The organism is Luteibacter mycovicinus (genome assembly GCF_000745235.1).
GTDB lineage: Bacteria > Pseudomonadota > Gammaproteobacteria > Xanthomonadales > Rhodanobacteraceae > Luteibacter > Luteibacter mycovicinus.
This window is the reverse complement of sequence record NZ_JQNL01000001.1, coordinates 411,174-436,413: the sequence shown is the minus strand read 5'-3', so window position 1 is coordinate 436,413 and position 25,240 is coordinate 411,174. Positions and strand designations below refer to the sequence as shown.

The window sequence follows — 25,240 nt, the reverse complement described above, 5'->3', positions numbered from 1 at the left end:
GGCGTCTCATTTTTCGTCCACGTGCTCATCGGGAGGGGAATCGGTGCAATACGATCTGGCGGGCTGGTCGACCGTGCTTGAATTGATGCCCACGGCGATGTTCGTGCGCGATGCCGAACATCGCTGGGTACTGGTCAACCGCATGGGTTGCACCTATTTCGGTCTGAGCGTCGATGATGTCATCGGCCGGACCGACGATGAACTGTTTCCGCCGGAGCAGGCGGCGCGCATGGCCGCGGGGGACGAGTCGGTACTGCGCAGCCACGAGGTGGTCGAGTCGGAAGAATCGGTGACCGACCCGCACGGGAGAGTGCGCACGCTGATCACCCGCAAGACCTGCATCGATCTGGACGGTGAGCCGCATGTCCTCGCCTCGGTGACCGACATCAGCGATCTGCGTGAATCCGAAGCCTATGTGCGCTGGCTGGCCTGCCACGACGCGCTGACCGGTTTGTCCAATCGCACGGCGCTGTTCAGCCGCATCGAATCCGCCATCGCGAAAGCGGCTTCGGGTGGCGCGCGTTCGGTGTTGTTCTACCTCGACCTCGACGGGTTCAAGAAGGTCAACGACACCTGGGGCCACCTCGCCGGCGACGAGCTGCTGATCCAGTTCGGCAAGCGTCTGCGTGAGGTGGTCGATGCGGCCGATACGGTCGCACGTATCGGCGGCGATGAGTTTGCCGTGCTCGTGGAGGAACGGGACGACTTCGATGCGGAGACGATGGCCGCAAGCTTCGTCAAACTGGCGGCCAGGCCCTTTGGCGTGCTGTCGACCACGGCGTTCGTCGGTACCTCGGTGGGTGTCATCACCGCCGACGCGAGCGCCGTCGCCGGCGGCGAACTGGCGCGCAAGGCGGACAGTGCGCTGTACGAAGCGAAGAAGCGGCGCAACCGGTATGTGCTTTACAACGATGAGCTCGATGCGGCACTGGCCCATCGCCGCGACGTGGAGCGGTTGCTCGACGACGCGCTGGTCACGGGCGAAGGCCTCAGCTGCCACTACCAGCCGATCGTGCGTGCGAGCGACGGCAAGATCATCGGTCTGGAAGCACTGGCGCGCTGGCGGCATCCGCGTCTGGGTGTGATACCGCCGGTGCAGTTCATTCCCGTAGCCGAGGAAACCGGGTTGATCGACCGGCTGGGCGAGTGGGTGCTGCGTACGGCGTGCGCGCGCGTAGTGGGGGTGGACGACCTCTTCGTCGCGGTAAACGTCAGCGCCGTGCAGTTGCGCGACGACGGTTTTGCCGACATGGTGCTGGGTGTGCTGAAGAGGACCGGTCTGCCACCGAGCCGTCTCGAGCTCGAAATCACGGAGACGGCCATCGTCAATGCGGATGGCATGGCGGTGCGCCTTCTCAAGCAACTGCGCCAGGTCGGCGTGCGTGTCTCGCTGGACGACTTCGGCACCGGCTATTCCAGCCTGACGCTGCTGAAGGACCTCGACGTCGACAAGGTCAAGATCGACCGCTCGTTCGTGCAGATGGCGCCGACGGCGGAAGACTCGGCCGCCATCGTGCGTGCGGTGTCCAACCTCGGCGCGGCGCTCGGGTTATCCGTGGTCGCCGAGGGCGTGGAAACCGAACAGCAGCGGGCCTTCCTCTGCGAGGCGGGGTGCGACGAGCTGCAGGGTTATCTGTTTTCCCCGGGCGTGCCCGAAGATCGCATCGAACGCGTGGCTCAGTTGCTGCCTTCGACCGGCACCGCCGTATCGGGAGGGTAGGCGTCGGCCGGCATCGGCCACGTGCGCCGCAGGTCGGGCATGCCGGGCATGCTCGTCGGCTGCGGCAGCGGCAGCGGCATGCGCGTACCCATGGCGCCGCCCGTCGCGTCGCCGACGATGGCGATGACGCAGCCGCCGCTTTCCTGCGATGTCCCGAAGGACAGCCGTCCCCAGGGCATCTGCAGCACGGTGTACCGGTTGGGAAGCATCGATGGCGCCGTCGGCAGGTTCGTTTCCGACGCCGTGGCATGAAAACTTCCGGCCACCTCGGCATGGGCGAAGCAGGGACGCTGCTCGAGCTGGATCGACGTGAAGCGGACCATCGGCACGTCGCCGCCCTCGTTGAAACCACGTGCCTCGAAGGCGCTGACGCGGTAACCGTCGCGGGTCACGAAGGGCTGGCTGCGGACGATCTGCGGCGGCGCATCGGCGGTGGCGTGCAGGCCGCCGGGCAATTTGCGCGACAGGGCGTCGACGGCGTTCGGCAGGGTGCCCATGGTCGCGTTGACGATCTCGACGAGTGTCTTGTCACTTCGCGGCACGGCCACGGGCTCGGCACCCGCGGCGGTGGCCAGGGTGACGCTGAGCAGGCTGGCCAGGGTGCGGATCGGACGCATGACATCCAGGGCGGGGTGGTCGGGGGCGCTAGTTTGCACGAGTCGGCAAGTTATTGTGGCGACCGATGGCGGAACACCGATGGGCGCCTTGTTTCGCGCCGGTCCGGCCGGATATTTCAGAGATCCCCAAACGCATGACCCCTCACCGCCGATGACAGACCTCCGCTTCGACAACGCCTTCGTCCGTGAGTTGCCGGCCGACCCCTCGTCGCTGAACGCTCCCCGGCAGGTGGAGGGCGCCGCCTATTCATGGGTGGCGCCCACACCGGTGGCGGCCCCGCGCGTGGTCGCCGTGTCGGACGAGGTGGCCGCGATGCTGGGTATCGATCCGGACGCCGCGGACTTCGCCGAGGTGTTCGGCGGCAACGCGTTACTCCCGGGCATGCAGGGCTATGCGATGGCCTATGGCGGCCATCAGTTCGGTCACTGGGCGGGCCAGCTGGGCGATGGACGCGCGATCGGGCTGGGCGAGGTCCTGACGGCCCACGACGGCCGCCAGGAGCTGCAGCTGAAGGGCGCGGGTCGTACACCGTATTCGCGTGGCGCGGATGGTCGTGCCGTGCTTCGCTCGTCCATCCGTGAGTTCCTCTGCAGCGAGGCCATGCACCACCTGGGCGTGCCGACCACCCGGGCGCTGTCGCTGGTGGCGACCGGTGACGAGGTGCTCCGGGACGTCATGTACGACGGCCATCCCGCGCTCGAGCCGGGCGCCATCGTCTGCCGCGTGGCTCCGTCCTTCCTGCGCTTTGGCTCGTACGAGCTGCCGACCTCGCGCAACGACGTGGCGCTGCTGCGCCAGCTGGTCGACTTCACCATCCGCACGCATTTCCCCGCGTTCGCCGGGTTGCCCGACGCCGGGCGCTACGGCGCCTTCTTCGGCGAGGTCTGCGAGCGCACGGCGAAGCTCATGGCTCACTGGATGCGCGTGGGCTTCGTCCATGGCGTGATGAACACCGACAACCTGTCGATTCTGGGCCTGACGATCGACTACGGTCCTTACGGATGGGTGGACAACTTCGACCCCGACTGGACACCGAACACCACCGACCGCGCCAACCGCCGCTACCGCTTCGGCCACCAGCCGCGGGTCGCGTACTGGAACCTGCAGCGTCTGGCCCAGGCCCTGGCGCCGCTGTTCGAGGGGACCGGGGCCCTTCAGGCCGGGCTGGACCGCTACGTGGAGGTCTTCGAGGCCACCGACGCCGCGTTCTCGGCCGCCAAGCTCGGCCTCATCGGTACCCACGAAGGCGACGACGCGCTGGTCGCCGACCTGCGTGGCCTGCTGACGGCGGGCGAACTGGACATGACGATCTTCTTCCGCGACCTCGCGGCGCTCGACCTCGACGAACCGGCCGTCGGCACGGTCGGTGCCGCGTTCTATACCGAGGCGGGCCGCGCGGCGGTCAGCGACGCGCTGGCGACCTGGCTGACCCGCTATGCGGAGCGGGTGAAGAACGACGAAGGCACGCCGGGTGAGCGCCTGGCGTTGATGCACGCGAGCAATCCGCGCTACGTGCTGCGCAATTATCTCGCCCAGCAGGCCATCGACCGGGCGGAGCAGGGCGACTACGCCGGTGTCCACGAATTGCTCGACACACTGCGTCGCCCCTACGACGAACAGCCCGGTCGCGACCACCTCGCCGGCCGCCGTCCGGACTGGGCACGCGACCGCGTGGGCTGCTCGATGCTCTCTTGCAGCAGCTGAGCGGGGCCCGCTCGCGCTAGAATCGGCGGCCATCCCGTCGCATTGAGGTCCATGGCGTTGTCCGCCGGAACCGCATCCGAAGCCGCACTCGACGCCCTGTTCGTCCCGTTCATCACGGGTGAACTGGCGTGGCCGGCCGATGGGCGCGTGCTGTTCCTGCGTGCGCGCGACGGCTTCGTCCTCCGCGAGCGGCGCCGTCCCGGCTGGGTGATGCAGCAATCATTCAAGCCTGCGGCCGATGCGCTGGCGCGCTCCGGCTTCGAGGTCGTCTCCGACCCGCCGGAGGGCGCGTTCCGTGTCGTGATGATCCTGCCGACCCGTCAGCGCGAAGAGAGCCGGGCCCTGTTCGCACAGGCCATGTGTCGCGTGGGACGCGACGGCATCGTCGTGGCCAGTGTGCCGAACAGCGAAGGCGCCAGAACGGCCGAGGCCGATCTCGCCGCGTTGGTCGGCGGTGTCCGTCAGCTGTCCAAGCACAAATGCCGGGTGTTCTGGACGCGCGCGGGCGTCGAGCCCGACATCGCGTTGATGGAGCAATGGCTCGCCTTCGATGCGCCACAAACGATCGAAGAAGGTCGCTTCATGAGCCGCCGCGGTCTGTTCGCCTGGGATCGGATCGACACGGCGTCCGCGCTGCTCGCCGAGGTGCTGCCGGATGACCTGCATGGTCGCCTGGCCGACCTTGGTGCGGGCTTCGGCTATCTCGCCTGCGCGGCGATCGCGCGTTGCCCGGGCATCGTCGCCGCCGATCTCTACGAAGCGGAAGGTCGCGCCATCGCCCCCGCCACGGCCAACCTCGCCGAAGCGGTCGCCCACGCGAATCGCCGCATCGCCACGTCGGTGCGGTGGGCCGATGTGACCCACGGCATCGATACCGGGTACGACACCATTCTTTCCAACCCGCCGTTCCATCAGGGACGCGCGGACCAGCCGGAACTCGGCCGCGCCTTCATCGCCACCGCCGCCAGCGCGCTGGCGCCGACCGGCCGGTTCTGGATGGTCGCCAATCGCCACCTCGCTTACGAGGCGGCACTCGACGCGGCATTCGCCCGCGTCCGCACGGTCGTCGAACGCGACGGCTTCAAGGTCATCGAAGCACAGGAGCCCCGTCGATGAAGCTCGTCCGCCTGTTGGCGAATCTAGGCTATGGCAGCCGCAAGCAAGTCGCATCCATGTTCCGCGAAGGTCTGGTCACCGATCCCGCGGGCGAGGTGCTCTACGCCGACGACAAGGTCGAACACGCCGACGTGCGCTTCGACGGCGAACCGCTGGACCCGCCGCAGGGCCTGCTGTTGATGCTCAACAAACCCAGCGGCTACACCTGCTCGCGCAAGGACGTCGGCCGCCTGGTCTACGACCTGCTGCCACCCCGCTTCGCGTTGCGCAATCCGGTACTGTCGACGGTCGGCCGCCTCGATCGGGAGACGTCGGGCCTGCTGCTGTTCACCGATGACGGTCCGCTGCTGCACCGGATCATTTCGCCGAAGGCCTCGCTGGCCAAGGTGTACGAAGCGACGCTGGCCGAGGATCTGCGTGGCGACGAGGGTGATACGTTCGCCGCCGGCACGTTGATGCTGGACGGCGAAACCGAACCGCTGCTTCCGGCGACGCTGGAGGTGCTGGGGCCGCGTCATGTGCGTCTGACGCTGACGGAAGGCCGTTATCACCAGGTGCGGCGGATGTTCGCGGCGGTGGGCAATCACGTGGTGACGCTCGAGCGTACGACGCTGGGTGGACTGTCGCTGGACGGGCTGCCTTCCGGTGAGTGGCGTGCGCTGGATGAGGCGGATAAGGCACGGATGTTTGGCAGGTAGGGGCAGCTGCTTCGCGGCGTCCGCAGCGGGAAGCCTGTCGCCTGTGGGTTATGGACGTGCCGTCTACGCCGGGTGCAGTATCCCGGGGTTACCTCGATTCCACAGGAGTGCATGATGAGAAAGATCGCAATCGTGGCCGCTGGCCTGTTCGTATGTGCCGCCGCTCAGGCTGCCGAGAAGAGTGTGGTGGTACCGCTGACCGCCGTGACCGCCGATGGCGCGGGCGCGTCCGTCGGCAAGGTGACCGTGACCGAAAGCGCCGGCGGTCTCGTGTTCACGCCGGACCTCAAGGGCCTGCCGCCGGGCACGCATGGCTTCCATCTGCACGAGAAGGCCAGCTGCGACCCGGGCGAGAAGGACGGCAAGAAGGGCGCCGCGCTCGCTGCAGGTGGTCACTTCGACCCGGCGAAGACCGGCAAGCACGAAGGTCCGGATGCCATGGGCCATGAGGGCGACCTGCCGCGCATCGAGATTGCCGCCGATGGTACCGACACCACGCCGGTAACCGCGCCGCACCTCAAGACGCTGGCGACGCTGAAGGGCCATGCGCTGATGATCCACGCCGGTGGCGACAACTACGCCGACCAGCCGGAACCGCTGGGCGGCGGTGGTGCGCGCATCGCGTGCGGCGTCATCAAGTAAGGGCGACGTGACCCAGGGCTCGCTGTTCGCTGCCGGACCGCTCGTGATCGTCGACGATGAGCACGGGCGGTTCGCGTACGAGCCGGGCCTTATCGCGTCCCCGATGGCGGCGCGATGGTTCGACACGCTGATGTCGACGATCCCATGGCAGGCGCAGCGGCGTGAGATGTACGGGCGCGAAGTGGACGTACCGCGGCTGGTGCAGCATTACGTGCTGGACGATCCGTCCTTGCCGTCGCCCCTGGCCGAGGCTGCTCGCGAAGCGATCGCCGCCACCGGGGTGCGGTTCACTTCCGTGGGCCTCAACCTTTATCGCGACGGTCGCGACAGTGTGGCGCCGCATAACGACCATATCGACGAGATCGCGGAAGGCGAGCCGATCGCGCTGCTGTCGTTAGGTGCGACGCGGCGGATGACGTTGCGTGAGCGCGAAGGGGCGAAGCGCAGCTTCGATCTGGATCTGGAGGCGGGCAGCCTGCTGACAATGAGCCATGCCACGCAGTTCCATTACGACCACGGCATCCCGAAGTCGCGCGGCGAGGTCGGGCCGAGGATCAGTCTGGCATTCCGGGTGCGACCACGCGGCAGGGCCGCGGGGCGGCATTATCCGACGAAGCCCGCTTAGCGGGCCATCACGTGGTCAGAAGAGGTCGATACTGCCGAGGGCGACGGGCGCGGCGAGCTCGCCACGCTGGGTCAGGCTTTCGTAGCCGTAGACGCTGTTGCGCCCGTTCTCCTTGGCGAAGTACAGCGCCTTGTCCGCGCGATCGAGCACGATTTCGGGATAGTCGTTCTCGGTGATCCGCGCATAGCCGATGCTGACAGTGACGTGGCCGACCTGCGGAAACGTGTGATCGGCGATGAACTGCCGGAAGCGGTCCAGCGCGTGTTGCGCCACGTATTCGTTTTCCGCGGCGATCAGCATGACGAACTCTTCGCCGCCGAAGCGGAAGAGCACGTCGCTCTGGCGGAAGCTGGCGCGCATCTGCTGGGCCAGCATCAGGATGACTTCGTCGCCGTAGACGTGACCGTAGGTGTCGTTGATCCGCTTGAAGTGGTCGATGTCGAGGATGGCGAGGTAGATCTTGCTGTCGTCGTCGCGCACGCCGCCCCGGCGTTCGTCCTCGCCGCCCACGGCGGCACGCGCACGCTGGCGGCTGAGCTTGAGCAGGCGGCGCAGGCGCTGTTCGAAGCTGCGGCGGTTGTACAGGCCGGTCAGCTTGTCGCGCTCGCTCTCGTTTAGCAGGGCGATGTAGTTGCCGTAGATGCGCGCGAAGCCTTCGACCATCACACGGACGGCGTCGAGCGAATCGTCGGCCTCGAGCATCAGGGCGCCGATCGCGGACCCGTCGCGTTGAATGGGTATGACCAGGCGGCAGTCACCGTTGTCGGTGACGTCGCTGATCGCTTCGAGGGTTTCCATCGCGCAGACGATGGTGTCGACCGGGTCGCCCTCGCGCGGTGGTTCCAGCGCGTTGACGACGAATCCGCCCTCGCTCTTGCGGCCGCAGACCACCATCGACTCGATGGGCTGTTGCAGACTCTCGCCACGCTTGCACAAGGTGACGCTGTTGACCGGCATAAGCTCGGCCAGCGAGAGGACCAGGCTGTGGTCCAGGGCGTCGATATCGCGGTGGTGGGTGAACTCGGCCACCGACGCCAGCAGTCGCGTCTCGGGAAGGCCGCCCGTCATGGCATGCCACGGCGTCTTCATGGACGACCCCACGACGAGGCGTGGCGAACGCGATAGTGACTACTGACTGGCACCGAACACTTCCTCCCCCGAGTCGGGCGCGCCGGATGGCAGCCCCGTGTCGTTTCGACCGGCTTCCACCGGGCGACCCTCAAGGGTGCTAACGGCAGTGCAGCCGCGAACTTTAGGGAAAAGACGGCCCAATGTAAAAAAATGCGACGTACGTCAGGTTTACAGGCCTTCACGATCGTGAAGGACTGCGCTAGAGACGCCGCTCAGTCGCCTTCGAGCCAGCCCCGCCATTTGAAGAACAGCACGGGCAACAGGATGCTCAGCAGGATCGCGCCGATCGCCATCGGGTAGCCGAAGGTCCAGTCCAGCTCGGGCATGTGCTTGAAGTTCATGCCCCAGACGCCGGCCAGGATCACCGGAGGAATGGTCGCCACGGAGGTCACCGTCAGCACCTTCATCACATGGTTCTGGTCCGTGCTGATGAAGCCCAGGCTCGCATCCAGCAGGAACTGCAGCTTGTTGGTCAGCTGATCGTCGAACTCGTCCAGGGTGCGAAGGTCGTGATCGACCACGCGCAGGCGGACCTCGACCTGATCGGACATCCACTCGGGTTGCTTGGCCCTGACGAACGAGACGATACGCTGCACGCCCAGCATGGAAGAGCGGTTGCGTGCCTGCTCGCCCTCGAGCCGGCCGACCTCGAGCATGCAGTCGCGCAGGGCGGGCGTGCCCAGGCGCTCGGTGGTGAAGACGCGGTCGGACAGCTGTTTCAGATCGGCGGAGACGTCCTCCATGCGCCTGGCCGCGAGATTGACGATCGCCTCGATCAGCGTCGCCAGCACGTCGGCGCTGGAATCCCAGTGCTGCTCATCGCAGCTCCGCGCCGCCAGGTCGAAGGCGGGCGAGGTCTGGAAGCGAAGCGTCATCAGGACATGCCCGGTGACTACGATGCCGACGGGAGAAGGGCGATGGCCGGTACCGTTAGGGGCGTCGGGATCGACATCCGCGAAATACGGGATCGACAGGTACATCGCGTCGTCGTCCGTGCGGATACGGCTGGACAGGGCGAGGTTGTCGACGTCCGCCCGTTCCGGAATGCGCAGGCCGGAGATCTCGGCGGCACATTTTTTCTCGTCTTCGCTGGGATCGAAGAGGTCGACCCAGATGGGAGCTTTCGGCCTGCCCATGTCCGCTGTCCAGCGGATGGGCTGGCGTTGGCCGTGTTCGTGAATGATCAGCACGCTGGGTTCGATCCTGTCGGCCAGGGAAGCCGCCGGCCGGGGCCGGCGGCCGGAGCAGTTTACGCTTCGAGGGTGGCGTCCATGCTGATCGCGGCATTCAGCACCTTGGATACCGGGCAGCCTTCCTTCGCCTGCCTGGCGATGGCTTCAAAGCCGGCCTGGTCCGTACCGGGGATCTTCGCCTTCACGGTGAGATGCACCTTGGTGATGGAGAAACCTTCGCCGTCCTTGTCGAGGGTGACGTCGGCCTTCGTCTCGATCTTGTCGGGGGTGAGGCCGGCGTTGCCGAGCATGAGCGACAGCGCCATCGAGAAGCAGCCAGCGTGCGCGGCGCCGATCAGTTCCTCGGGGTTGGTGCCCGGGCCGTCTTCGAAGCGCGACTTGAAGCCGTAGGGGGCTTCCTTCAGTACGCCGGTCTGGGTGGAGATCGTGCCCTGGCCATCCTTGATGCCGCCTTTCCAGACCGCTGAGCCTGACTTCTGCATGGAGATTCTCCTTCGGTGGGGGGATGATCGCCTGACCTTAACGGCCCGCCCATCCAGAGAATGCGAAGGTGCGGCTGTCCTTCTGATGGAGATGACCGATGAGCGACAACGCGAAACCGCTGGAAATTACGCATGACACCGAAAACCAGGTGTTCACGACCGTGGTGGACGGTCACACCTGCGAGGTGGAGTACCGCCTCGCCGGCAACGTGATGACGATCACGCACACCGGTGTGCCATCGCCCGTGGGCGGGCGGGGCATTGCCTCCATCCTGACGAAATCCGCCGTGCAGGCCGCAGAGGCCAGGGGCTGGAAGGTTCAGCCCGCTTGTTCCTATGCGGCGACCTGGTTCAAGCGCAATCCGGAGTTTTCCCACTTGCTGGCCTGACGGAGTCCAGCTCGCCGACAGGGTTGGGCCCCGACGAAGCCTGTCTCCCGGAGCCGGGCTCCCACCCGAGCCTGTCTCCCGCCGGAGGCGGGCTTCGGTCACATCTCCCAGACGGCCACCAGCGAACGGGTGCTCGCGAGAGTAATGAGTGTCGTGATAGTTTTCACACCTCAATCACACACCAGGTCACCCCATGCGTACGAAGTGGATCGCCGCGGCCGTCGCGCTCGCCTTTACCCAGGCCAGCCTCGCCGACACCCCGACGAAATCCGCCGATGACCCGCGTATCGCGGCCATCCTCTCGTCGCTGGCCAAGGTCCGCACGATCGAGTCAGTCGCGCTTTCGCCCGATGGCAGGCAGCTGGCCTGGGCGGTGAAGACCGATGGCAAACCGGTGATCGAGGTCGCCGACGCGCAGGGCCAGCATGCGCACCGCATCACCGCGAGCAAGGGGTGCAGCGAGACCTCGGTCGCCTGGGCCGCCGACTCCCGCCATCTCGCCTTCCTGTCCGATTGCGCGGGCAGCGCCCCGGGCGTGGAGGAGGGCAAGCAGAACGACATCTACACCGTCGACACCGGTACCCGCGCCGCGCCCGTGCGGCTGACCCACCTTACCGGCTACGTCAGCGGCCTCGAATGGCGCGCTGACGGTAAGCAGCTTGGCTTCCTCTACGTGCCGAACGCGACCCGCCGCGCCAGCGCCACCGCGGCGGCGAAGCCGCAGCTGGGCGAAGTCGGCGTCGAGGGTATCGAAGTGCAGCAGGTGGCCAGCGTCGACGCGGCGGGCGGGGACGTCCACGTCCTCACGCCCGCTGGCCTGCACGTCTACGAGTTCAGCTTCTCGGCCGACGGTGCGCGCATCGCGTACGTCGCGGCCGAGCCGCCGGGAGACAACAACTGGTGGGTGGCCAAACTCTACGTCCAGCCGTCGACCGAAGGTGGCAAGGGTGACGTCGTCGTCGACACCGCGACGCTCAGCGGTCCGCTCAAGGGGCTGCAGGTGGCCGTGCCGCGCTTCTCGCCGGACGGCTCACGCATCGCCTTCATCGGCGGCCTCATGAGCGATCAGGGCTCGACCGGTGGTGACATCTGGACGGTCCCGGCCACCGGCGGTGCCGCGCCCGTGGACGTCACTCCGGATATCCACACCACGCCGGCCTGGCTCACCTGGACGGCGAACGACGCCTTGCTGGTGGGTGAGCACACGGGCGGGTCGAGCCGCGTGTCCCGTTATGCGCTGCCGGCTGAAGGCGTCGCCACGGCGACCCGCCTGTTCGATCTGCCCATGACGATCGGTGACGGTCGCCTCTCGATGTCCTTGTCGCTGGATGCGAAGGCCACCAAGGCCGCGTTCGTCGGCAGTTCGTTCGACAAGGCCTATGAGGTACAGGTCGCCACGCTCGCCGCCGCGCACACGCCGGTGGCGGTGACCTCATTCAACGCCGCGCTCAAGCCGTCGTGGGGCAAGGCCGAATCGATCTCGTGGACCTTCGAAGGCCACGAGGTGCAGGGCTGGCTGCTGTATCCGGCGCACTACAACCCGAAAAAGCACTACGGGATGATCGTCTCGGTGCACGGCGGTCCTGCCGCGGCGGTCACGCCGCGCTGGCCCGGTGTCGGCTACGGCGGTGCGCCGCTTTCCGCGCTGGGCTATTTCGTGTTCATGCCCAACCCACGTGGCAGCTACGGGCAGGGCGCGGCGTTCGTCCAGGCCAACCGCAAGGATTTCGGCTACGGCGACATGCGCGACATTCTCGCGGGCGTCGATACGATCGAGAAGAATCACCCGGTCGACGACAAGCGCCTCGGCCTCACGGGCTGGAGCTACGGCGGCTTCATGACGATGTTCGGAGTGACCCAGACCAACCGTTTCCGCGCGGCGGTCGCGGGTGCGGGAATCTCCAACTGGCAGAGCTATTACGGCCAGAACCTCATCGACCAGTGGATGACGCCGTACTTCGGTGCGTCGGTGTATGACGATCCGGCTGTCTACGCGAAGAGTTCGGCCATCAATTTCATCAAACAGGTGAAGACGCCGACGCTGATCGTGGTCGGCGAGCGTGACGCCGAGACGCCCGCCCCGCAGTCGTTTGAGTTCTGGCATGCGCTGCGCGCCCAGAACGTGCCGACTTCGCTGGTGGTCTACCCGGGCGAGGGTCACGGCTTTGCGCGCGATGAGAACCGCCGTGACGTGCTGGCCCGCGCCCTGGCCTGGTTCGATCGCTATCTGCCGGCCAGTGGGAACTGAGCCGGCTTCCGGACAAGTACGCAGGTAGTGCACATTTTCGGAAAGGCAGGTCGTCAGGCGGATTGCGTTTTTTTGCCGGTCTATCATCATCCGATCAGTGATGGCGTTCTTTTTCTCACGCAGGGCTAAAGTCGGGGGCGGTGGTGGCCGTTAGACCTAGGGAGATGTCGTTTCGCGCCTGGCGTGTTTCCAGGCTCCCGGGCGCAGTCGTTCCGTTTTTAAAGCAAGACGTGCCCCGGATACCGGGCCGGAGCGTGGTGTGTTGAACCATCGTAGCGTCGAGAGTGGCCTGCACCTGGCCGCATCGAAGTGTGCCCGCTGGACCCTTCCGGGGTCGGGCGACGGTACGCGCTGTGCCAATTTCGGCACCGTTGGCGCTGGACCGGGCTGGGTGGTCAGTCTGATCGTCGTCGTCGCGGTGGCCACTGCCGCCATCGTCTGGCTGGTGGGGCAGCGCCGCCAGTTGCGCAGCCGCCTGCGCGATCCGCGCGAGCAGGCTCGCCGGGTGCTGGCCTTTCACGCGTATCACGACACGCTGACCGGGCTGCCGAACCGTGCCTTCCTGCTGCAGACGCTGGAACAGGCCTTGGCCGACTCCTCCGACGACTCGCTCGCGGTCATGTTCATCGACCTGGACGGCTTCAAATCCATTAACGACACGCTCGGCCATGAAGCGGGCGATGCTTTCCTTCAGGCGGTCGCCACCAGCCTGCGCAGCAGTGTGCGTGAGCGCGACACGGTCGCGCGCTTCGGTGGCGACGAATTCGTCGTGGTGGTGCAGGCCTATGGCGGTATGGAAAACCTTGTTCGCGTCTGCCGGAAGGTGCTGGATCTCGTATCGCAGCCGGTCAGCGTGGCCGGCCAGTTCGTTGCGGTAAGCCCGAGTATCGGCGTCGCGGTATCGCCCAAGGACGGTACGGTGGCCGACATGCTGATCCGCAACGCGGACGCAGCGATGTACGCGGTAAAGGAAACCGGCAAGGCCGACTTTCGCTTCTACGAGGAGGGCATGCTCGAGCAGGCCCGCGAGCGCGTCGCGCTCACCGTCGAACTGCGTGAAGCCCTGCAGCAGGGCAACCTGGGTGTCGAATACCAGCCTAAGCGTCACCTGCGCGACGGCACGCTGGCCGGCGTCGAAGCGCTGGCCCGGTGGAACCATCCCACGCGCGGCCAGGTGCCTCCGGCCGTCTTCGTCGCGGTGGCCGAGCGCTCCGGCCTGATCCACGCGCTGGGCGAATACGTGCTGCGCGCGGTGCTCACGCAGGTCAAGGCCTGGGATGCCGCCGGCATCGCGGTCGACTACGTGGCGATCAACCTGTCCATGCACGAGCTGACCCGCCCGGCCTTCGTCGAAACGCTGCATCGCGTGGTGCGCTCGTATGGCGTGGATCCGATGCGTATCCGTTTCGAGCTCACCGAATCCACGGCGATGCGCCAGCCGGAAGAGACCATGCGCCAGCTGGTCAAGCTGCGTTCGCACGGGTTCGATCTGCTGATCGACGATTTCGGCGCGGGTTACTGGAACCTCGGTCACCTTCGGGAACTCCCGGTGGGCACGATCAAGATCGACCAGTCGTTCGTGCGTGGCAGTTCGCTCAATCTGGCGGATCGCGAAATCACCGAAGCGATCGTCGGCCTCGCCAAGAAGCTCAACATGCAGACGATCGCCGAAGGCGTCGAAACCGAAGCGCAGGCCGACTGGCTGCGCGATCTCGGCTGCGACATCGGCCAGGGCTATTTCTTCGCCCGGCCGATGACCGCGGATGCCTTCAGTCGTTACCTCGACCCGACGATGGCCTATGCTGGCTGACCGCGCACCGCGGCCCGTTCGCTCACCGCGCCTCCGAGCACGTCTGGTCGCCTTCGCGGCCCTGCTGTGCTTTGTCGTCGCTTCGGCGGTCTCCGCGCAGGTTACTCCGACGGGGAACGCGTCGACGGTGGGCGTGGATCCGTGGGCGGTCTACGAGACCTCGTGGTTCGACACGCTGGGCGTGGCGGATGGCTTGCCCCATTCGACCACCACCGCCATCGTGCAGGACAAGCGCGGGCTGATATGGATCGGCACGTTCGGTGGCCTGGTCCGCTACGACGGCTATCGCACGCAGGTGTTCGGGCAGGAGCCCGATTCCTATGCGGGCGCCGTGCTGCCCGACGCCTACGTGCGCGCCCTGATGCCGCTGGACGACGGCGGGCTGCTGATCGGCACCAACACCGGTGGCCTCGTGCGCTTCGATCCGAAGACGATGCGCTTCCACGTCTATCCGGTGGGTCCCGGCGGGACATCGCACGCGAAGATCTTCTCGATCGCCGCGTCGCGCGAGCCCAACGTGTACTGGGTCGCGACGGAAGGCGGCATCGATCGCATCGACGTGACCAGCGGCCACATCGAGCGCGTCTCGGGGCTGCCGGGCGACGAGAAGGAGATGCTGCCGCGCACCTTCGTGGTGGCGGAGGATGCAGTCGGCAATCTGTGGGCCGGGGCGGATAACGGCCTGTTCGTGCGTCGTCGCGGCGGTCATTTCGAGCGCGTCGTCTCGTCGGACCCGGCGATCGACGAGATCCTGCACGATCAGGTCTGGGCCTTGCTGCCCGACAGCAAGCGGCAGCTGTGGGTGGGCACCGGGCAGTCCGGGGCGATCTACATCGACACCGCCGGGAAGGGCCATGCGGTGCCGGGCCTGTCGGGCAAGAACAGCCTCGCCCACCGGCGCACCGTACGCGCGTTCCATGAGACGCCGCAGGGCGTGCTCTGGGCCGCGACGGATGGGGCGGGGGTTGTCACCTTCGACATGAACACGGGTCGCCTGCGTCCGCTCAGCCACGACGCGGCGATGCCGTCGTCGCTGCCGGGCGACATTACCCGCGATATTTACCAGGACACCGCGGGCAACATCTGGGTCGCGACCGAACTCGGCGCGGCGCGCTACGACCCGAACGGTCGCAAGGTGTTTTCCGTGCTGCCGTCTCCGCTGGAGACCCACACGCTGTCCAACGCCAACGTGCACTCCGTATTCGTCGATCCGCGCGGAAGGGTCTGGCTCGGCCTCGGCATGGGCCGCATCGATCTGCTCGACCTGGGCAAGGGCAGCATGCGTCACCTGCAACTCGGTGGCGAGCAGGCCGAGCGCGACGTGCAGGCCTTCGTCGTGGCGCCCGACGGGTCGATCTGGGCGGGCGCGCAGGGCATTTCGCGGATCGATCCTGAGACCTTCGAGCTGAAGAGCTCGGTGATCCCGAGCCTGGACGGCAAGCTGATCCTGTCGATGCAGCGCGATGGCGACGATATCCTCATCGGCTGCTATGACGGCCTGTTCCGCTACGACACGGCGACCGGCGCGCTGGTGCAGATGCGCCACGACGCGTCCGATCCGAAGAGTCTGGTCGGCGACCAGGTGCGTTACATCACGCGCATGCCCGGGGCGTGGTGGTTCTCCACCATCAGCGGTATCAGCATCGCGTATGACGGCAAGCCCGGCTTCGTGAACCTGCATCACGACCCGGCCGACCCGACCAGCCTGCCGCACGATTACACCGGCTCGCTGGCGTTCGATTCGCACCACCGCCTGTGGATCGGGACGTTCGGCGGCATCGCCTACCTCGACGACTTCAAGCCGGAAGGACCGTTCCGCTTCGGCGTGATCGGTGCGCGCGAGGGTCTGGTCAATACCAAGATCAACGCCTTGCTGGTCGATCACGACGATCGCATCTGGGCCTCGATGGCCAACGGTGTAGCGATGGTCGATGCGAACAGCCGCCGCGTTTCCGACCTGGGTATCCGTGACGGCCTGCGTATTCCGAGCTACATCCATCGCTCCGCCGCCGAGGCGCCGGGCGGCGAACTGATGTTCGGCGGTCTGGGCGGCCTGACCGTGGTCCGTCCGTACTGGGTGGCCCCGCATGTGCCGCCGCCGCGTCTCGCCATCACGCATGTGTCGACCAACGACAAACCGCTGCCACTCGCCGACCTGCCTGACGATGGCGGCCACATCACACTCGATGGCGATGGCCGGCGGCTACGTGTGGACTTCGCGCTGCTGGACTTCCGGGCGCCGTCGGAAACCCATTACGCCTATCGCATGGACGACGCGGATGGTGGCTGGAACGAGGTGGCCCGTGGCCTGCCGCCCAGTGCGATCTATACCAACCTCGCCAGCGGCAGCTACACCCTGCGACTGCGCGCGACCATGCGCGGGCTGGATGGGCGTACCGTGGAGTCGTCCGTTCGCGTGACGGTGGTGCCGCGCTGGTACGAAAGCCCGTGGACGCTGCTCGCCGGCGTGGCGCTCGGCGTCGTCGCGTTCTTCGGGCTGGTCTATCTGCGCACGCTGTACCTGCGCCGTCGCGCCGAGTTGCTGCAGGTCCAGGTCGACGCGCGCACGAGGGATCTGAAGGCGGCCAACGAGCGGCTGGATCACCTCGCCGGCACCGACGAACTGACCGGCTCGCTCAACCGTCGCCGCTTCCTCGAACAGGCCGAGCGCGTACGCCAGGGGGCGTCCACGGACGGAATTCCGTTCAGCGTGGTCCTGCTCGATATCGACGACTTCAAGTCGGTCAACGATACGTTCGGCCATCTGGCCGGCGATACGGTGATCCGCGAGACGATGCGCGTGATCTCGTCGATGTGCCGCGCGGACGATCTCGCGGGGCGCTTCGGCGGTGAGGAGTTCATCCTCTGCCTGCCGGGCGCGCTGGCCGAGCATGCGCTGGATATCACCGAGCGCGTGCGTCATGCGCTCGGCGCGATGACGATCGTGCACGGGGACTACCGGATCCGCATCACGGTGAGTGCGGGCGTCGCCATGTGGCGGTCGCCCGAGTCGCTCAATTCGCTGCTGGGACGCGCGGACGAGGCGCTGTACGAGGCCAAGAACGACGGCCGCAACCGGAGCCGCATCGCGGGGCTGTAGAAGCGCGCAAGGCCTCTGTAGAAGCGCGCCCCGCGCGCGACACCCGTCACCTCAATCGCGGAAATTCTCGAACTGCAGCGGAATTTCCACGTCCGCTTTGCGCAGCAGCGCCATCGCCGTCTGCAGGTCGTCACGCTTCTTGCCAGTGACGCGGATCTTCTCGCCGTTGATCTGCGCCTCGACCTTCAGCTTCGCTTCCTTGATCTTCGCGATGATCTTCTTCGCGACCGGCTGCTCGATCCCCTGCTTGATGGTGACCTTCTGCCGGCCCTCGGCCAGGTTGGTCTCGACCTTGCCGACGTCCATCGAGCGCACGTCGATCTGCCGCGCGGAGAGGCGGGCGCGCAGGATGTCCATGATCTGGCCGACCTGGAACTCGTTGTCGGCACGCAGGGTCAGGACGTTCTCTTCCTGCTCGATCTTCGCCGAGGTGCCCTTCAGGTCGAAGCGCGTGGTGACTTCGCGGTTGGCCTGGTCGATGGCGTTGGCGAGCTCGTGTTTGTCGACTTCGGAAACGATGTCGAAGGAGGGCATGGCGGGGTCCTTGTCTAAGGTGGCGATGACCAAGTTTACGCGACGGCGGTACCATGTGCGTTTGCACCACGGAAACCACGCATGGAATACGACGTACTCGTCATCGGGGCAGGCGCGGCGGGCCTGATGACGGCCATCGTCGCGGGCGGCCGTGGGCGGCGCGTGCTGGTGGTCGACCATGCGAACCGGGCAGGCAAGAAGATCCTGATGTCCGGCGGCGGCCGCTGCAATTTTACGAATACCGCCACCACGCCGGCCAACTTTCTCTCGGCCAACCCGCATTTCTGCAAGTCCGCGCTGGCGCGCTACACGCCGTGGGATTTCATCGCCATGGTCGACCGCCACAGGATCGCCTGGCACGAGAAGTCGCCGGGCCAGCTGTTCTGTGACGAATCGTCCAAGCTGATCGTGCGCATGCTGCTGGACGAATGCGCCGCGGCGGGCGTGCGTGTCGAGACGAACTGCGGCGTATCGCGGCTGCGTGCGACCGACGGTGGCTTCGCCTGCGACACGCCGCTGGGCCCTGTGCGCGCCGCGTCGCTGGTGATCGCCACGGGCGGGTTGTCGATTCCCAGCCTCGGGGCCACCGGCTTTGGTTACGAGGTGGCGAAGCAGTTCGGTCATGCCGTGCTGCCGCTGCGCGCCGGTCTCGTGCCGCTGACGCTCAGCGGCAAGCACCAGGAACGCTTCGACGGACTGGCTGGCGTGGCACTTCCCGTCGAAGCGACGGTTGGCGATACCTCGTTCCGTGATGCCTTGCTCATCACCCATCGCGGCGTCAGTGGCCCGGCGATCCTGCAGATCTCCTCGTACTGGCAGCCCGGTGCCGACCTGCGGGTCAACCTGCTGCCGGACGTGGACGCCGCCGAGGCCTTGCGCCAGGGGCAGGCCGAGCGTCCGGCCGCCGAGCTCAAGACAGTGCTGTCGTCGCTGCTGCCGCGCCGTCTGGCCGAGCGCCTCTGCGAGATCTGGCTGCCCAATAAGCCCATGCGTCAATACCGCGCCGCCGAGCTGAACGATATCGGCGCACAATTGGCCGACTGGCCCATCGTCGCCAGCGGCACCGAAGGTTACCGGACCGCCGAAGTCACCCTCGGTGGTGTCGATACCGATGAGGTGTCTTCCTCCACCATGATGTCGAAAAGACATCCGGGCCTGTATTTCGTCGGGGAGGTTCTCGACGTGACCGGCCATCTCGGCGGCTACAACTTCCAATGGGCCTGGGCTTGCGGACATGCCGCCGGCCTGGCCGTCTGACAGGAGCACGACATGCGTATCGGTTTTCTCGGCCTCGGCGCCATGGGCGCGGCCATGGCCTCCAACCTCATCAAGGCCGGCCACGAAGTCACCGTCTGGAATCGCTCGGCCGATGCCGCGAAGCCGTTGGCGGAGCAGGGCGCCACGGTCGCCGCCACCCCGGCCGAAGCCGCCGCGGGCGCCGAGGTCATTCACGGCATGCTGGCCAACGACGCGGCCGTGCGCCAGGTGCTGATCGACGGCGGCGTGCTCGACGCCTTGCCCAGGGGGGCGGTCCACGTGAACCACGCGACGATCTCCGTCGCGTTGGCGCGTGAGCTGGTCGAAGCGCACGAGACGCGCGGCCTGGGCTTCGTCGCCGCGCCCGTATTCGGTCGTCCCGACGTGGCTGCCGCCGGCGCGCTCAACATCGTCGTCGCCGGCAAGCCGGATGCCGTCGCCACGGTGCAGCCGCTGCTGGATCTGCTTGCCGGCAAGATCTGGCCGATGGGCGACGACCCGATCCGCTCGGTCATCGTCAAGATCGGCGGCAACTTCATGATCGGCGCAGCCATCGAAAGCATGGCCGAGGCCACGGCGCTCACCCGCGCTCACGGCGTCTCGGCCGCCGACTTCCTCGAGGTGATGTCGAATTCGCTGTTCGCCGCGCCGGTCTTCAAGAATTACGGCGGCCAGATCGCGAAGAACACCTACGAACCGGCGGGGTTCAAGCTCAGCCTGGGCTTCAAGGACGTGGGTCTGGCCCGTTCGGCGGCCGACGCCGAGCGTGTGCCCATGCCGCTGGCCAGCCTCTTGCACGACACGCTGCTGGAGTCGCTGGCACAGGGCGACGGCGACATCGACTGGGCAGGCATGGCCCGCGTGGCGGCGGCCCGCGCCCACCTCAAGGACTGAAACGTTAGAGCCGATTTACGCAAGTCTTCACAATCTCCAGTCCGACGGGTCCGCAACAATGGGGCTCGCACGCTGTTGTGCTGTCTTGGGAACGAAGTCATGTCGGCAACCTGGAAGACGGTTTACGAGGGAGAACACGAAGGCCGCTCGGTCACGATCAAGGAATCCAACGACCACACCTTCAAGGTACTGACGAAGCAGAACTTCCACGACGAAGGCATCGCCTACCAGGAGGGCGACCGCTACGTTCACGTCTCGCCGGCCAGCGTCGGCGAGCAGGTCGAAAGCGAGGTGAACTCGCGCGACTCGCTCGAAGAGGCATTGAAGGAACTGCATTTCTCGTCGGAATCGGTCAAGGCGATTCTCGGCAAAATGCACTGACGGACCGGTAGCCGTTTCTGCCATGATGGGGGTTCGTTCCCCCATACAGGCGCATCCCGTCCATGGCAGAAACGATGTCCCCGACGATCGAGCGCACGGTTCCACGCGTGCTGATGTGCGCTCCGACATTCTTCGAGGTCAGCTACGTCATCAATCCGTGGATGACCGACCATGTGCATGACACCACCAGCGAGCGCTCGCGCCGCCAGTGGGACGCGCTGCGCGACACCGTGTCGCGCCATGCCGACGTGGCTCTCCAGCCGCCGGTGGAAGGGCTCCCGGATATGTGCTTCGCGGCCAACGCGGGCCTCGTGTTCGGCAATGCTTTTGTACCGAGCCGCTTCCGCTATGCCGAACGGCAGGGCGAGGAAGCGCATGCCCGGGCGTGGTTCTCACGTCATGGATTCGACATCGTCGATATCGCTGAAGACGTCTTCTTCGAAGGGGCGGGTGATGCGTTGTTCGACCGCGGTGTGTCGCGTCGTTTGTGGATGGGGCACGGCCATCGCTCCGATCCCTTGGCAGCATCCGAACTGGCGACGCGTCTGGATATCGAAGTCATTCCGCTGAAGCTCGCGGATCCTCGTTTCTACCACCTGGACACGTGTTTCTGTCCGCTGGCGGGCGGCTACACGTTGTACTTCCCGGATGCTTTCGATGCGGCGTCCCTGGCGTCGATCGAGAAGCATATCGCGCCGCATCTGCGCATTCCGGTCAGCGAGCACGATGCGATCGATTTCGCCTGCAATGCGGTGAACCTCGGCAAGGTCGTGATCCTCAATCGTGCGGGGCCGGATCTGCGGTCGCGGCTGGAGGGCGCGGGTTTCATGCTTGTCGAGGTGGCGCTGGATGAGTTCATGAAGTCTGGCGGCGCCGCCAAGTGCCTGACTTTACGGCTGGATGAGGTCACTGGGGTTTAACGGCTCGGCGTTGGGGCAGGGAGTCGTCGGCTGCCGTTCCTGTCGCTAAGTCCTCCTACGGCCTTCGCCTTCGTGCGGAAGCGCTCCAGGAACGGCAGCCGACGACTCCCCTCCAGCGCTGCCGCAGGTTGTTTTGGCGAGCCGAGCCGAGCGTGCGTTGCACTCGGGGCATCCCCGCAACGCCGCCGTATGCTGGCATGTCGGTGCTGTGCTCGACGCTCTCCGACCGGCGGCGTCAAGGGCTGGAGGGTGCCGTTGGGTGTCGTTCCCGGAGCGCTTCCGCACGAAGGCGAAGGCCGTAGGAGGACTTAGCGACGAGAATGGCACCCAACGGCACCCGTGCCACAACGCAAAGCTCCTCAGCTCTTCTTCCGCCGAGCCAACCATTTATCGAGTTCATTCGCGAAGTTCTGCCGATCGCGTGGATGCATCGCAGCGGGCCCACCGGTGTCGACGCCCGATCCGCGGAGCTCTTCCATGAAGTTACGCATCGAGAGGCGCGCCGCGATTGTGTCCTTCGTGTACATCTCGCCGCGCGGATGCAGCGCCAGTGCGCCCTTCTCGATCGCGAAAGCCGCCAGCGGAATGTCCTGCGTCACCACGAGGTCGCCCGGATGCACGCGGCGGACGATCTCGTCGTCGGCGACGTCGAAGCCGCCCGGAACCTGGATCGACTTGATGAACCGGGAGGCCGGTGTGCGGATCCACTGGTTGGCGACCAGGGTGACCTCGACCTGCTCGCGCTCGGCGGCACGGAACAGGATGTCCTTGATGACGGCGGGGCAGGCGTCGGCGTCGACCCAGATGTTCACGATCAGACGTCCATCCAGTCCACGTGGCCGTCGATGATGGTGTTGGTACGACCACCGACCCACACGGCCTCGCCGTCGATGCGGATGATGATGCGTGCGTCGTGCCCGACTTCGCGACCCTGGCTTACGATGTAGCCCTTCGCCAGCTGACCGGTCTGGTCGCGCTCGGCGACGTAGGCAGCGATCAGGCCGTTGGCGGCGCCCGATGCGGGGTCTTCGACGATGCCGACGCCGGCGGGGAACGCGCGCACGGCCAGGCCCTCGGCCGAGCGTGCGAACACGCACAGGCCCAGCGTATCGGTGGCCAGGGCGAGACCGCGGATGGCGGCGTGGTCGGGGCGCCAGCTTCGCAGCGCGGCTTCGTCGGCGAATTCAGCGACCCACCAGCGACGGCCACCTTCGACACAGGCCGGAGGCAGTGCGCCTAGCTGCACGCCGTAGAGAACGGCGGACAGGGTCTCGCCGCCGTGCGATGCGTCACCGACGATGCGTGCCTTCGGCGACTGCACGAAGAGTTCACGCGAGGGACCTTCGCCCTCGACGCGGATCGGCAGCACGCCGGCGCCGCATTCCTGCCAGATGACGCCGGCGGCATCGGGTTTCACCAGGCCGGCATCGAGCGCGGCATGCGCGCTGCCGATCGTCGGGTGGCCGGCGAAGGGGATCTCCTTGGTCGGCGTAAAGATGCGCGCACGATAATCCGCACCGGCGGCGCGCGCGGGCATCAGAAACGTGGTTTCGACCAGGTTGGTCCAGTGGGCGAAGCGCTGCATGCGCGCGTCCGACCAGCCGTCCGCTTCGATGACGACACCGAGCGGATTACCGCCGCCGTGACGGGCGGCGAAGACGTCGAGCTGCTTGTAACGGATCGAAGGCATCGGTGGGACCGGAGCGGTGGGGAGGGCGACATGATAGCCGCATCATTCGACATCGGGCCCCGCAAGCGCGAAGATGCGCGCTGGTTCGACCCCTGAAGGACACTGTTCCAGGCATGATTACGCTGATCATCATCCTCGTGACCTGCGTGGTCTCGATTGTCGCATTCCGCAACCAGCGCCTGCTGGACGACCTCATCCTCTGGCCGCCGGCCCTGTCGCGAAGCCGTGAGTACTACCGGCTGGTGACCTATGGCCTGGTCCACGCGGATGTGGGCCACCTGTTCTTCAATATGTTCTCGCTGTACTTCGTCGGCCGCAGCATGGAGCAGCTGTTCACGCAGGAGATGGGGCCGCTGGGCTTCGTCACCTTCTACATCGGTGCGCTGGTCTTCTCGATCCTGCCGTCATACATGGCCAACCGTCGCAACGCGGGCTATCGCAGCCTGGGGGCGTCGGGTGCGGTCTCCGCCATCCTCTTCGCGTTCATCCTGGTCCAGCCCTGGGCACGCATCATCGTGTTCATCGTGCCGATGCCGGCGATCCTCTATGCCGTTCTTTTCGTGGTCTATTCGATCTACATGGACAAGCGCGGCGGTGACAACGTCAACCACAGCGCGCACCTGTGGGGCGCGGCTTATGGCGTCATCTTTACGATCGCACTGGAGCCGCGCGTGCTGCCGTATTTCCTGCAGACGCTGATGAATCCGCGGTTCTGATCACCCCGAACCTGAATTCTTTCCGACGGATTTGTGTGACTTCGGGCGACGGCTGATACATCATGCGGTTGTCCGCGACGAAGACCTATCACTTTTGAGTCGTCCGGCATGCACGCGGGTTTCCCCCGGTGGGGTGGTTCGCGTCGGCTACTACCGCAGGAGGAATGAACGCATGGCTACGACCCGCAAGTCCGCCGCGAAGAAGTCCGCGGCAAAGAAGACGGCCACGAAGAAGACCGCCGTCAGGAAGGCCGGCGTCTCCGCCGCCGCGAAGAAGACGGCCCGTAAGAGTGCCGCACGTCCGGCAGCGAAGAAGACGGCCGCTAAGAAGACGGTAGCGAAAAAAACGGCGGCGAAGAAGGGCGCGGTCAGGAAAACCGCCGTCAAGAAGTCGGCCGTCAGGAAGTCGGTGGCGAAGAAGGCGGCTGTGAAGAAGGCGGCCGTAAAGAAATCGCCGGCGAAGAAAGCGCCGACCCGCAAGGTCGCTGCGAAGAAAGCCGTCAGCAAAACCGCTGTGCGTAAGGTCGCAGGCAAGAAAGCCGCCGCGAAGAAGGTCGCCAACCGGCCGTCGACGCGCAAGTCGGCGGCGAAGAAGGCGCCCGCCCGCAAGGTCGTTGCCGCGAAGAAGGTCGCAACAAAGGCGCCGGCCCGGAACGTCGCCGCCACCAAGAGCCCGGCAAAAAAGGCGGCGGTAAAGAAGTCCGCGAGTAAGTCGGTCGTACGTAAGGCACCGGCGAAGAAAGCGGCGGTCCCGACGACGTCGGCTACGGCGGCAGCCGCGTCCAGGAAGTCCGCGCCGCGTTCGTCCGCTGCGCACCCCGTCGAGCACAAGCCCGTCCAGCGGGCACCGGAAACCAGGGCCGCACGTCAGGCGTCCCCGTCAGTGGCGAAGCCGAAGGCGACACCGACATCGGCGCCAGCGCCGGCGCCTAAGCCCACGTCGGGCGCCAGCCCGACGCCCGTCGCGAAGGCCGCCCCCAGGCCGCGTCCGAAACCCGTTCCGACACCCGCTCCAGCACCTTCACCCGCCGCTGAGCCTTCGGCCGACGAGCCGGTTCAGCACATCAGCCAGGAAGAAGCGGTAGCGCATATCCAGGCGTTGCTCGATGCCAAGCGCGAACGCGATCGTCAGCCACCGACATGGCCCACGGGCGAAAACGGCAACGGTACGCCGGCCGTGCAGCCAGGCAATGAGCCCAATCCAGCACCGAAGTCGCCATCGGCGGAAGCGACTCACGCCAACGCGGCGCACGAGCGCGGCGATCAGCAGAAAGACAAGGGCTGAGATGCAGCCTGAATGAAAGGCAAGGGCCGCCACGTGCGGCCCTTCTCGTTTTAGCGGCCATTCAATCGCGCGAGCGCAGTGTCCAAA

23 protein-coding genes are annotated in these 25,240 nt (G+C 66.3%); 16 read left to right on the top strand and 7 right to left on the bottom strand.

The features are described 5' to 3' along the window. Positions 1-43: 43 nt before the first annotated feature. A complete protein-coding gene (locus FA85_RS01940; protein WP_051943522.1) occupies positions 44-1,720 on the top strand; it encodes a putative bifunctional diguanylate cyclase/phosphodiesterase in 1,677 nt (558 codons plus the stop codon). On the opposite strand, the gene FA85_RS01935 is transcribed toward FA85_RS01940, so the two are convergent. Further along, positions 1,678-2,337 carry a hypothetical protein gene (locus tag FA85_RS01935; RefSeq protein ID WP_036112555.1) on the bottom strand — a complete coding sequence of 220 codons (660 nt, stop codon included), beginning with the start codon at positions 2,335-2,337 and terminating at the stop codon, positions 1,678-1,680. The two genes, FA85_RS01940 and FA85_RS01935, sit on opposite strands and share 43 nt — an antisense overlap. Positions 2,338-2,488: 151 nt before the next feature. On the opposite strand from FA85_RS01935, the gene FA85_RS01930 reads away from it, so the two are divergent. From FA85_RS01930 to FA85_RS01910, 5 genes are all read left to right on the top strand, one after another. Continuing rightward, positions 2,489-4,042: a protein adenylyltransferase SelO gene (locus FA85_RS01930; RefSeq protein ID WP_036112557.1), complete on the top strand. Its 1,554-nt coding sequence runs from the start codon at positions 2,489-2,491 to the stop codon at positions 4,040-4,042. 51 nt (positions 4,043-4,093) lie between these two features. Then, the gene (locus FA85_RS01925) at positions 4,094-5,158 is read left to right on the top strand and encodes a class I SAM-dependent methyltransferase (RefSeq protein WP_156108714.1); all 1,065 of its coding nucleotides are present in this window, start codon (positions 4,094-4,096) and stop codon (positions 5,156-5,158) included. Next, the gene (locus tag FA85_RS01920) at positions 5,155-5,856 is read left to right on the top strand and encodes a pseudouridine synthase (protein WP_036112560.1); all 702 of its coding nucleotides are present in this window, start codon (positions 5,155-5,157) and stop codon (positions 5,854-5,856) included. Before FA85_RS01925 ends, FA85_RS01920 begins: the two co-directional genes overlap by 4 nt. Positions 5,857-5,970: 114 nt before the next feature. Further along, a complete protein-coding gene (gene sodC / locus FA85_RS01915) occupies positions 5,971-6,498 on the top strand; it encodes a superoxide dismutase family protein (protein WP_036112562.1) in 528 nt (175 codons plus the stop codon). 7 nt (positions 6,499-6,505) lie between these two features. Then, positions 6,506-7,123, top strand: coding sequence for an alpha-ketoglutarate-dependent dioxygenase AlkB (locus FA85_RS01910; RefSeq protein ID WP_239739778.1), 618 nt, complete (start codon positions 6,506-6,508; stop codon positions 7,121-7,123). Between the two features lie 15 nt (positions 7,124-7,138). Here the strand turns inward: FA85_RS01910 and FA85_RS01905 are convergent, their stop codons facing one another. The 3 genes from FA85_RS01905 to FA85_RS01895 form a co-directional block, all read right to left on the bottom strand. Continuing rightward, positions 7,139-8,212, bottom strand: coding sequence for a GGDEF domain-containing protein (locus FA85_RS01905; protein WP_051943524.1), 1,074 nt, complete (start codon positions 8,210-8,212; stop codon positions 7,139-7,141). Between the two features lie 254 nt (positions 8,213-8,466). After that, positions 8,467-9,444 carry a CorA family divalent cation transporter gene (locus FA85_RS01900; protein ID WP_051943525.1) on the bottom strand — a complete coding sequence of 326 codons (978 nt, stop codon included), beginning with the start codon at positions 9,442-9,444 and terminating at the stop codon, positions 8,467-8,469. Between the two features lie 59 nt (positions 9,445-9,503). Further along, a complete protein-coding gene (locus FA85_RS01895; RefSeq protein ID WP_036112565.1) occupies positions 9,504-9,929 on the bottom strand; it encodes an OsmC family protein in 426 nt (141 codons plus the stop codon). 98 nt (positions 9,930-10,027) lie between these two features. Between FA85_RS01895 and FA85_RS01890 the strand changes: the two genes are divergently transcribed. From FA85_RS01890 to FA85_RS01875, 4 genes are all read left to right on the top strand, one after another. Then, the gene (locus FA85_RS01890) at positions 10,028-10,318 is read left to right on the top strand and encodes a GNAT family N-acetyltransferase (protein ID WP_036112569.1); all 291 of its coding nucleotides are present in this window, start codon (positions 10,028-10,030) and stop codon (positions 10,316-10,318) included. A gap of 193 nt (positions 10,319-10,511) precedes the next feature. Then, the gene (locus FA85_RS01885) at positions 10,512-12,566 is read left to right on the top strand and encodes a S9 family peptidase (RefSeq protein ID WP_036112572.1); all 2,055 of its coding nucleotides are present in this window, start codon (positions 10,512-10,514) and stop codon (positions 12,564-12,566) included. Positions 12,567-12,828: 262 nt separating this feature from the next. Next, positions 12,829-14,376 (top strand): putative bifunctional diguanylate cyclase/phosphodiesterase, encoded by a 1,548-nt coding sequence (locus tag FA85_RS01880; protein ID WP_143025821.1) that lies wholly within the window; start codon positions 12,829-12,831, stop codon positions 14,374-14,376. Beyond that, a complete protein-coding gene (locus FA85_RS01875; protein WP_081907437.1) occupies positions 14,366-17,476 on the top strand; it encodes a ligand-binding sensor domain-containing protein in 3,111 nt (1,036 codons plus the stop codon). The genes FA85_RS01880 and FA85_RS01875 overlap by 11 nt, the downstream gene beginning before the upstream one ends. A 51-nt stretch (positions 17,477-17,527) precedes the next feature. Here the strand turns inward: FA85_RS01875 and FA85_RS01870 are convergent, their stop codons facing one another. Then, on the bottom strand, positions 17,528-18,010 hold the full coding sequence (locus tag FA85_RS01870) for a YajQ family cyclic di-GMP-binding protein (RefSeq protein ID WP_036112575.1): 483 nt from the start codon (positions 18,008-18,010) through the stop codon (positions 17,528-17,530). An 81-nt stretch (positions 18,011-18,091) separates the two neighbouring features. Here FA85_RS01870 and FA85_RS01865 point away from each other — a divergent pair, with 81 nt between their 5' ends. The 4 genes from FA85_RS01865 to FA85_RS01850 all read left to right on the top strand — a co-directional run bounded on the left by FA85_RS01865 (position 18,092) and on the right by FA85_RS01850 (position 21,462). Continuing rightward, the gene (locus tag FA85_RS01865; RefSeq protein ID WP_036112577.1) at positions 18,092-19,267 is read left to right on the top strand and encodes a BaiN/RdsA family NAD(P)/FAD-dependent oxidoreductase; all 1,176 of its coding nucleotides are present in this window, start codon (positions 18,092-18,094) and stop codon (positions 19,265-19,267) included. Positions 19,268-19,279: 12 nt separating this feature from the next. Continuing rightward, the gene (locus FA85_RS01860; RefSeq protein WP_036112581.1) at positions 19,280-20,161 is read left to right on the top strand and encodes an NAD(P)-dependent oxidoreductase; all 882 of its coding nucleotides are present in this window, start codon (positions 19,280-19,282) and stop codon (positions 20,159-20,161) included. 99 nt (positions 20,162-20,260) lie between these two features. Beyond that, a complete protein-coding gene (locus FA85_RS01855; RefSeq protein WP_036112584.1) occupies positions 20,261-20,542 on the top strand; it encodes a hypothetical protein in 282 nt (93 codons plus the stop codon). Between the two features lie 74 nt (positions 20,543-20,616). After that, the gene (locus FA85_RS01850) at positions 20,617-21,462 is read left to right on the top strand and encodes a dimethylarginine dimethylaminohydrolase family protein (RefSeq protein WP_036112586.1); all 846 of its coding nucleotides are present in this window, start codon (positions 20,617-20,619) and stop codon (positions 21,460-21,462) included. 359 nt (positions 21,463-21,821) lie between these two features. Here FA85_RS01850 and FA85_RS01845 read toward each other — a convergent pair whose 3' ends face one another. Further along, complete coding sequence (locus tag FA85_RS01845; RefSeq protein ID WP_051943530.1) at positions 21,822-22,274, bottom strand: YaiI/YqxD family protein; 453 nt, start codon at positions 22,272-22,274, stop codon at positions 21,822-21,824. A 2-nt stretch (positions 22,275-22,276) separates the two neighbouring features. Further along, positions 22,277-23,152 (bottom strand): PhzF family phenazine biosynthesis protein, encoded by an 876-nt coding sequence (locus FA85_RS01840; RefSeq protein WP_036112588.1) that lies wholly within the window; start codon positions 23,150-23,152, stop codon positions 22,277-22,279. A 113-nt stretch (positions 23,153-23,265) separates the two neighbouring features. Here FA85_RS01840 and FA85_RS01835 point away from each other — a divergent pair, with 113 nt between their 5' ends. Both FA85_RS01835 and FA85_RS22615 read left to right on the top strand, forming a co-directional pair. Further along, positions 23,266-23,868 carry a rhomboid family intramembrane serine protease gene (locus tag FA85_RS01835; RefSeq protein ID WP_036112591.1) on the top strand — a complete coding sequence of 201 codons (603 nt, stop codon included), beginning with the start codon at positions 23,266-23,268 and terminating at the stop codon, positions 23,866-23,868. 172 nt (positions 23,869-24,040) lie between these two features. Beyond that, positions 24,041-25,153 (top strand): histone H1-like repetitive region-containing protein, encoded by a 1,113-nt coding sequence (locus FA85_RS22615; protein WP_081907439.1) that lies wholly within the window; start codon positions 24,041-24,043, stop codon positions 25,151-25,153. Positions 25,154-25,240: the final 87 nt, after the last annotated feature.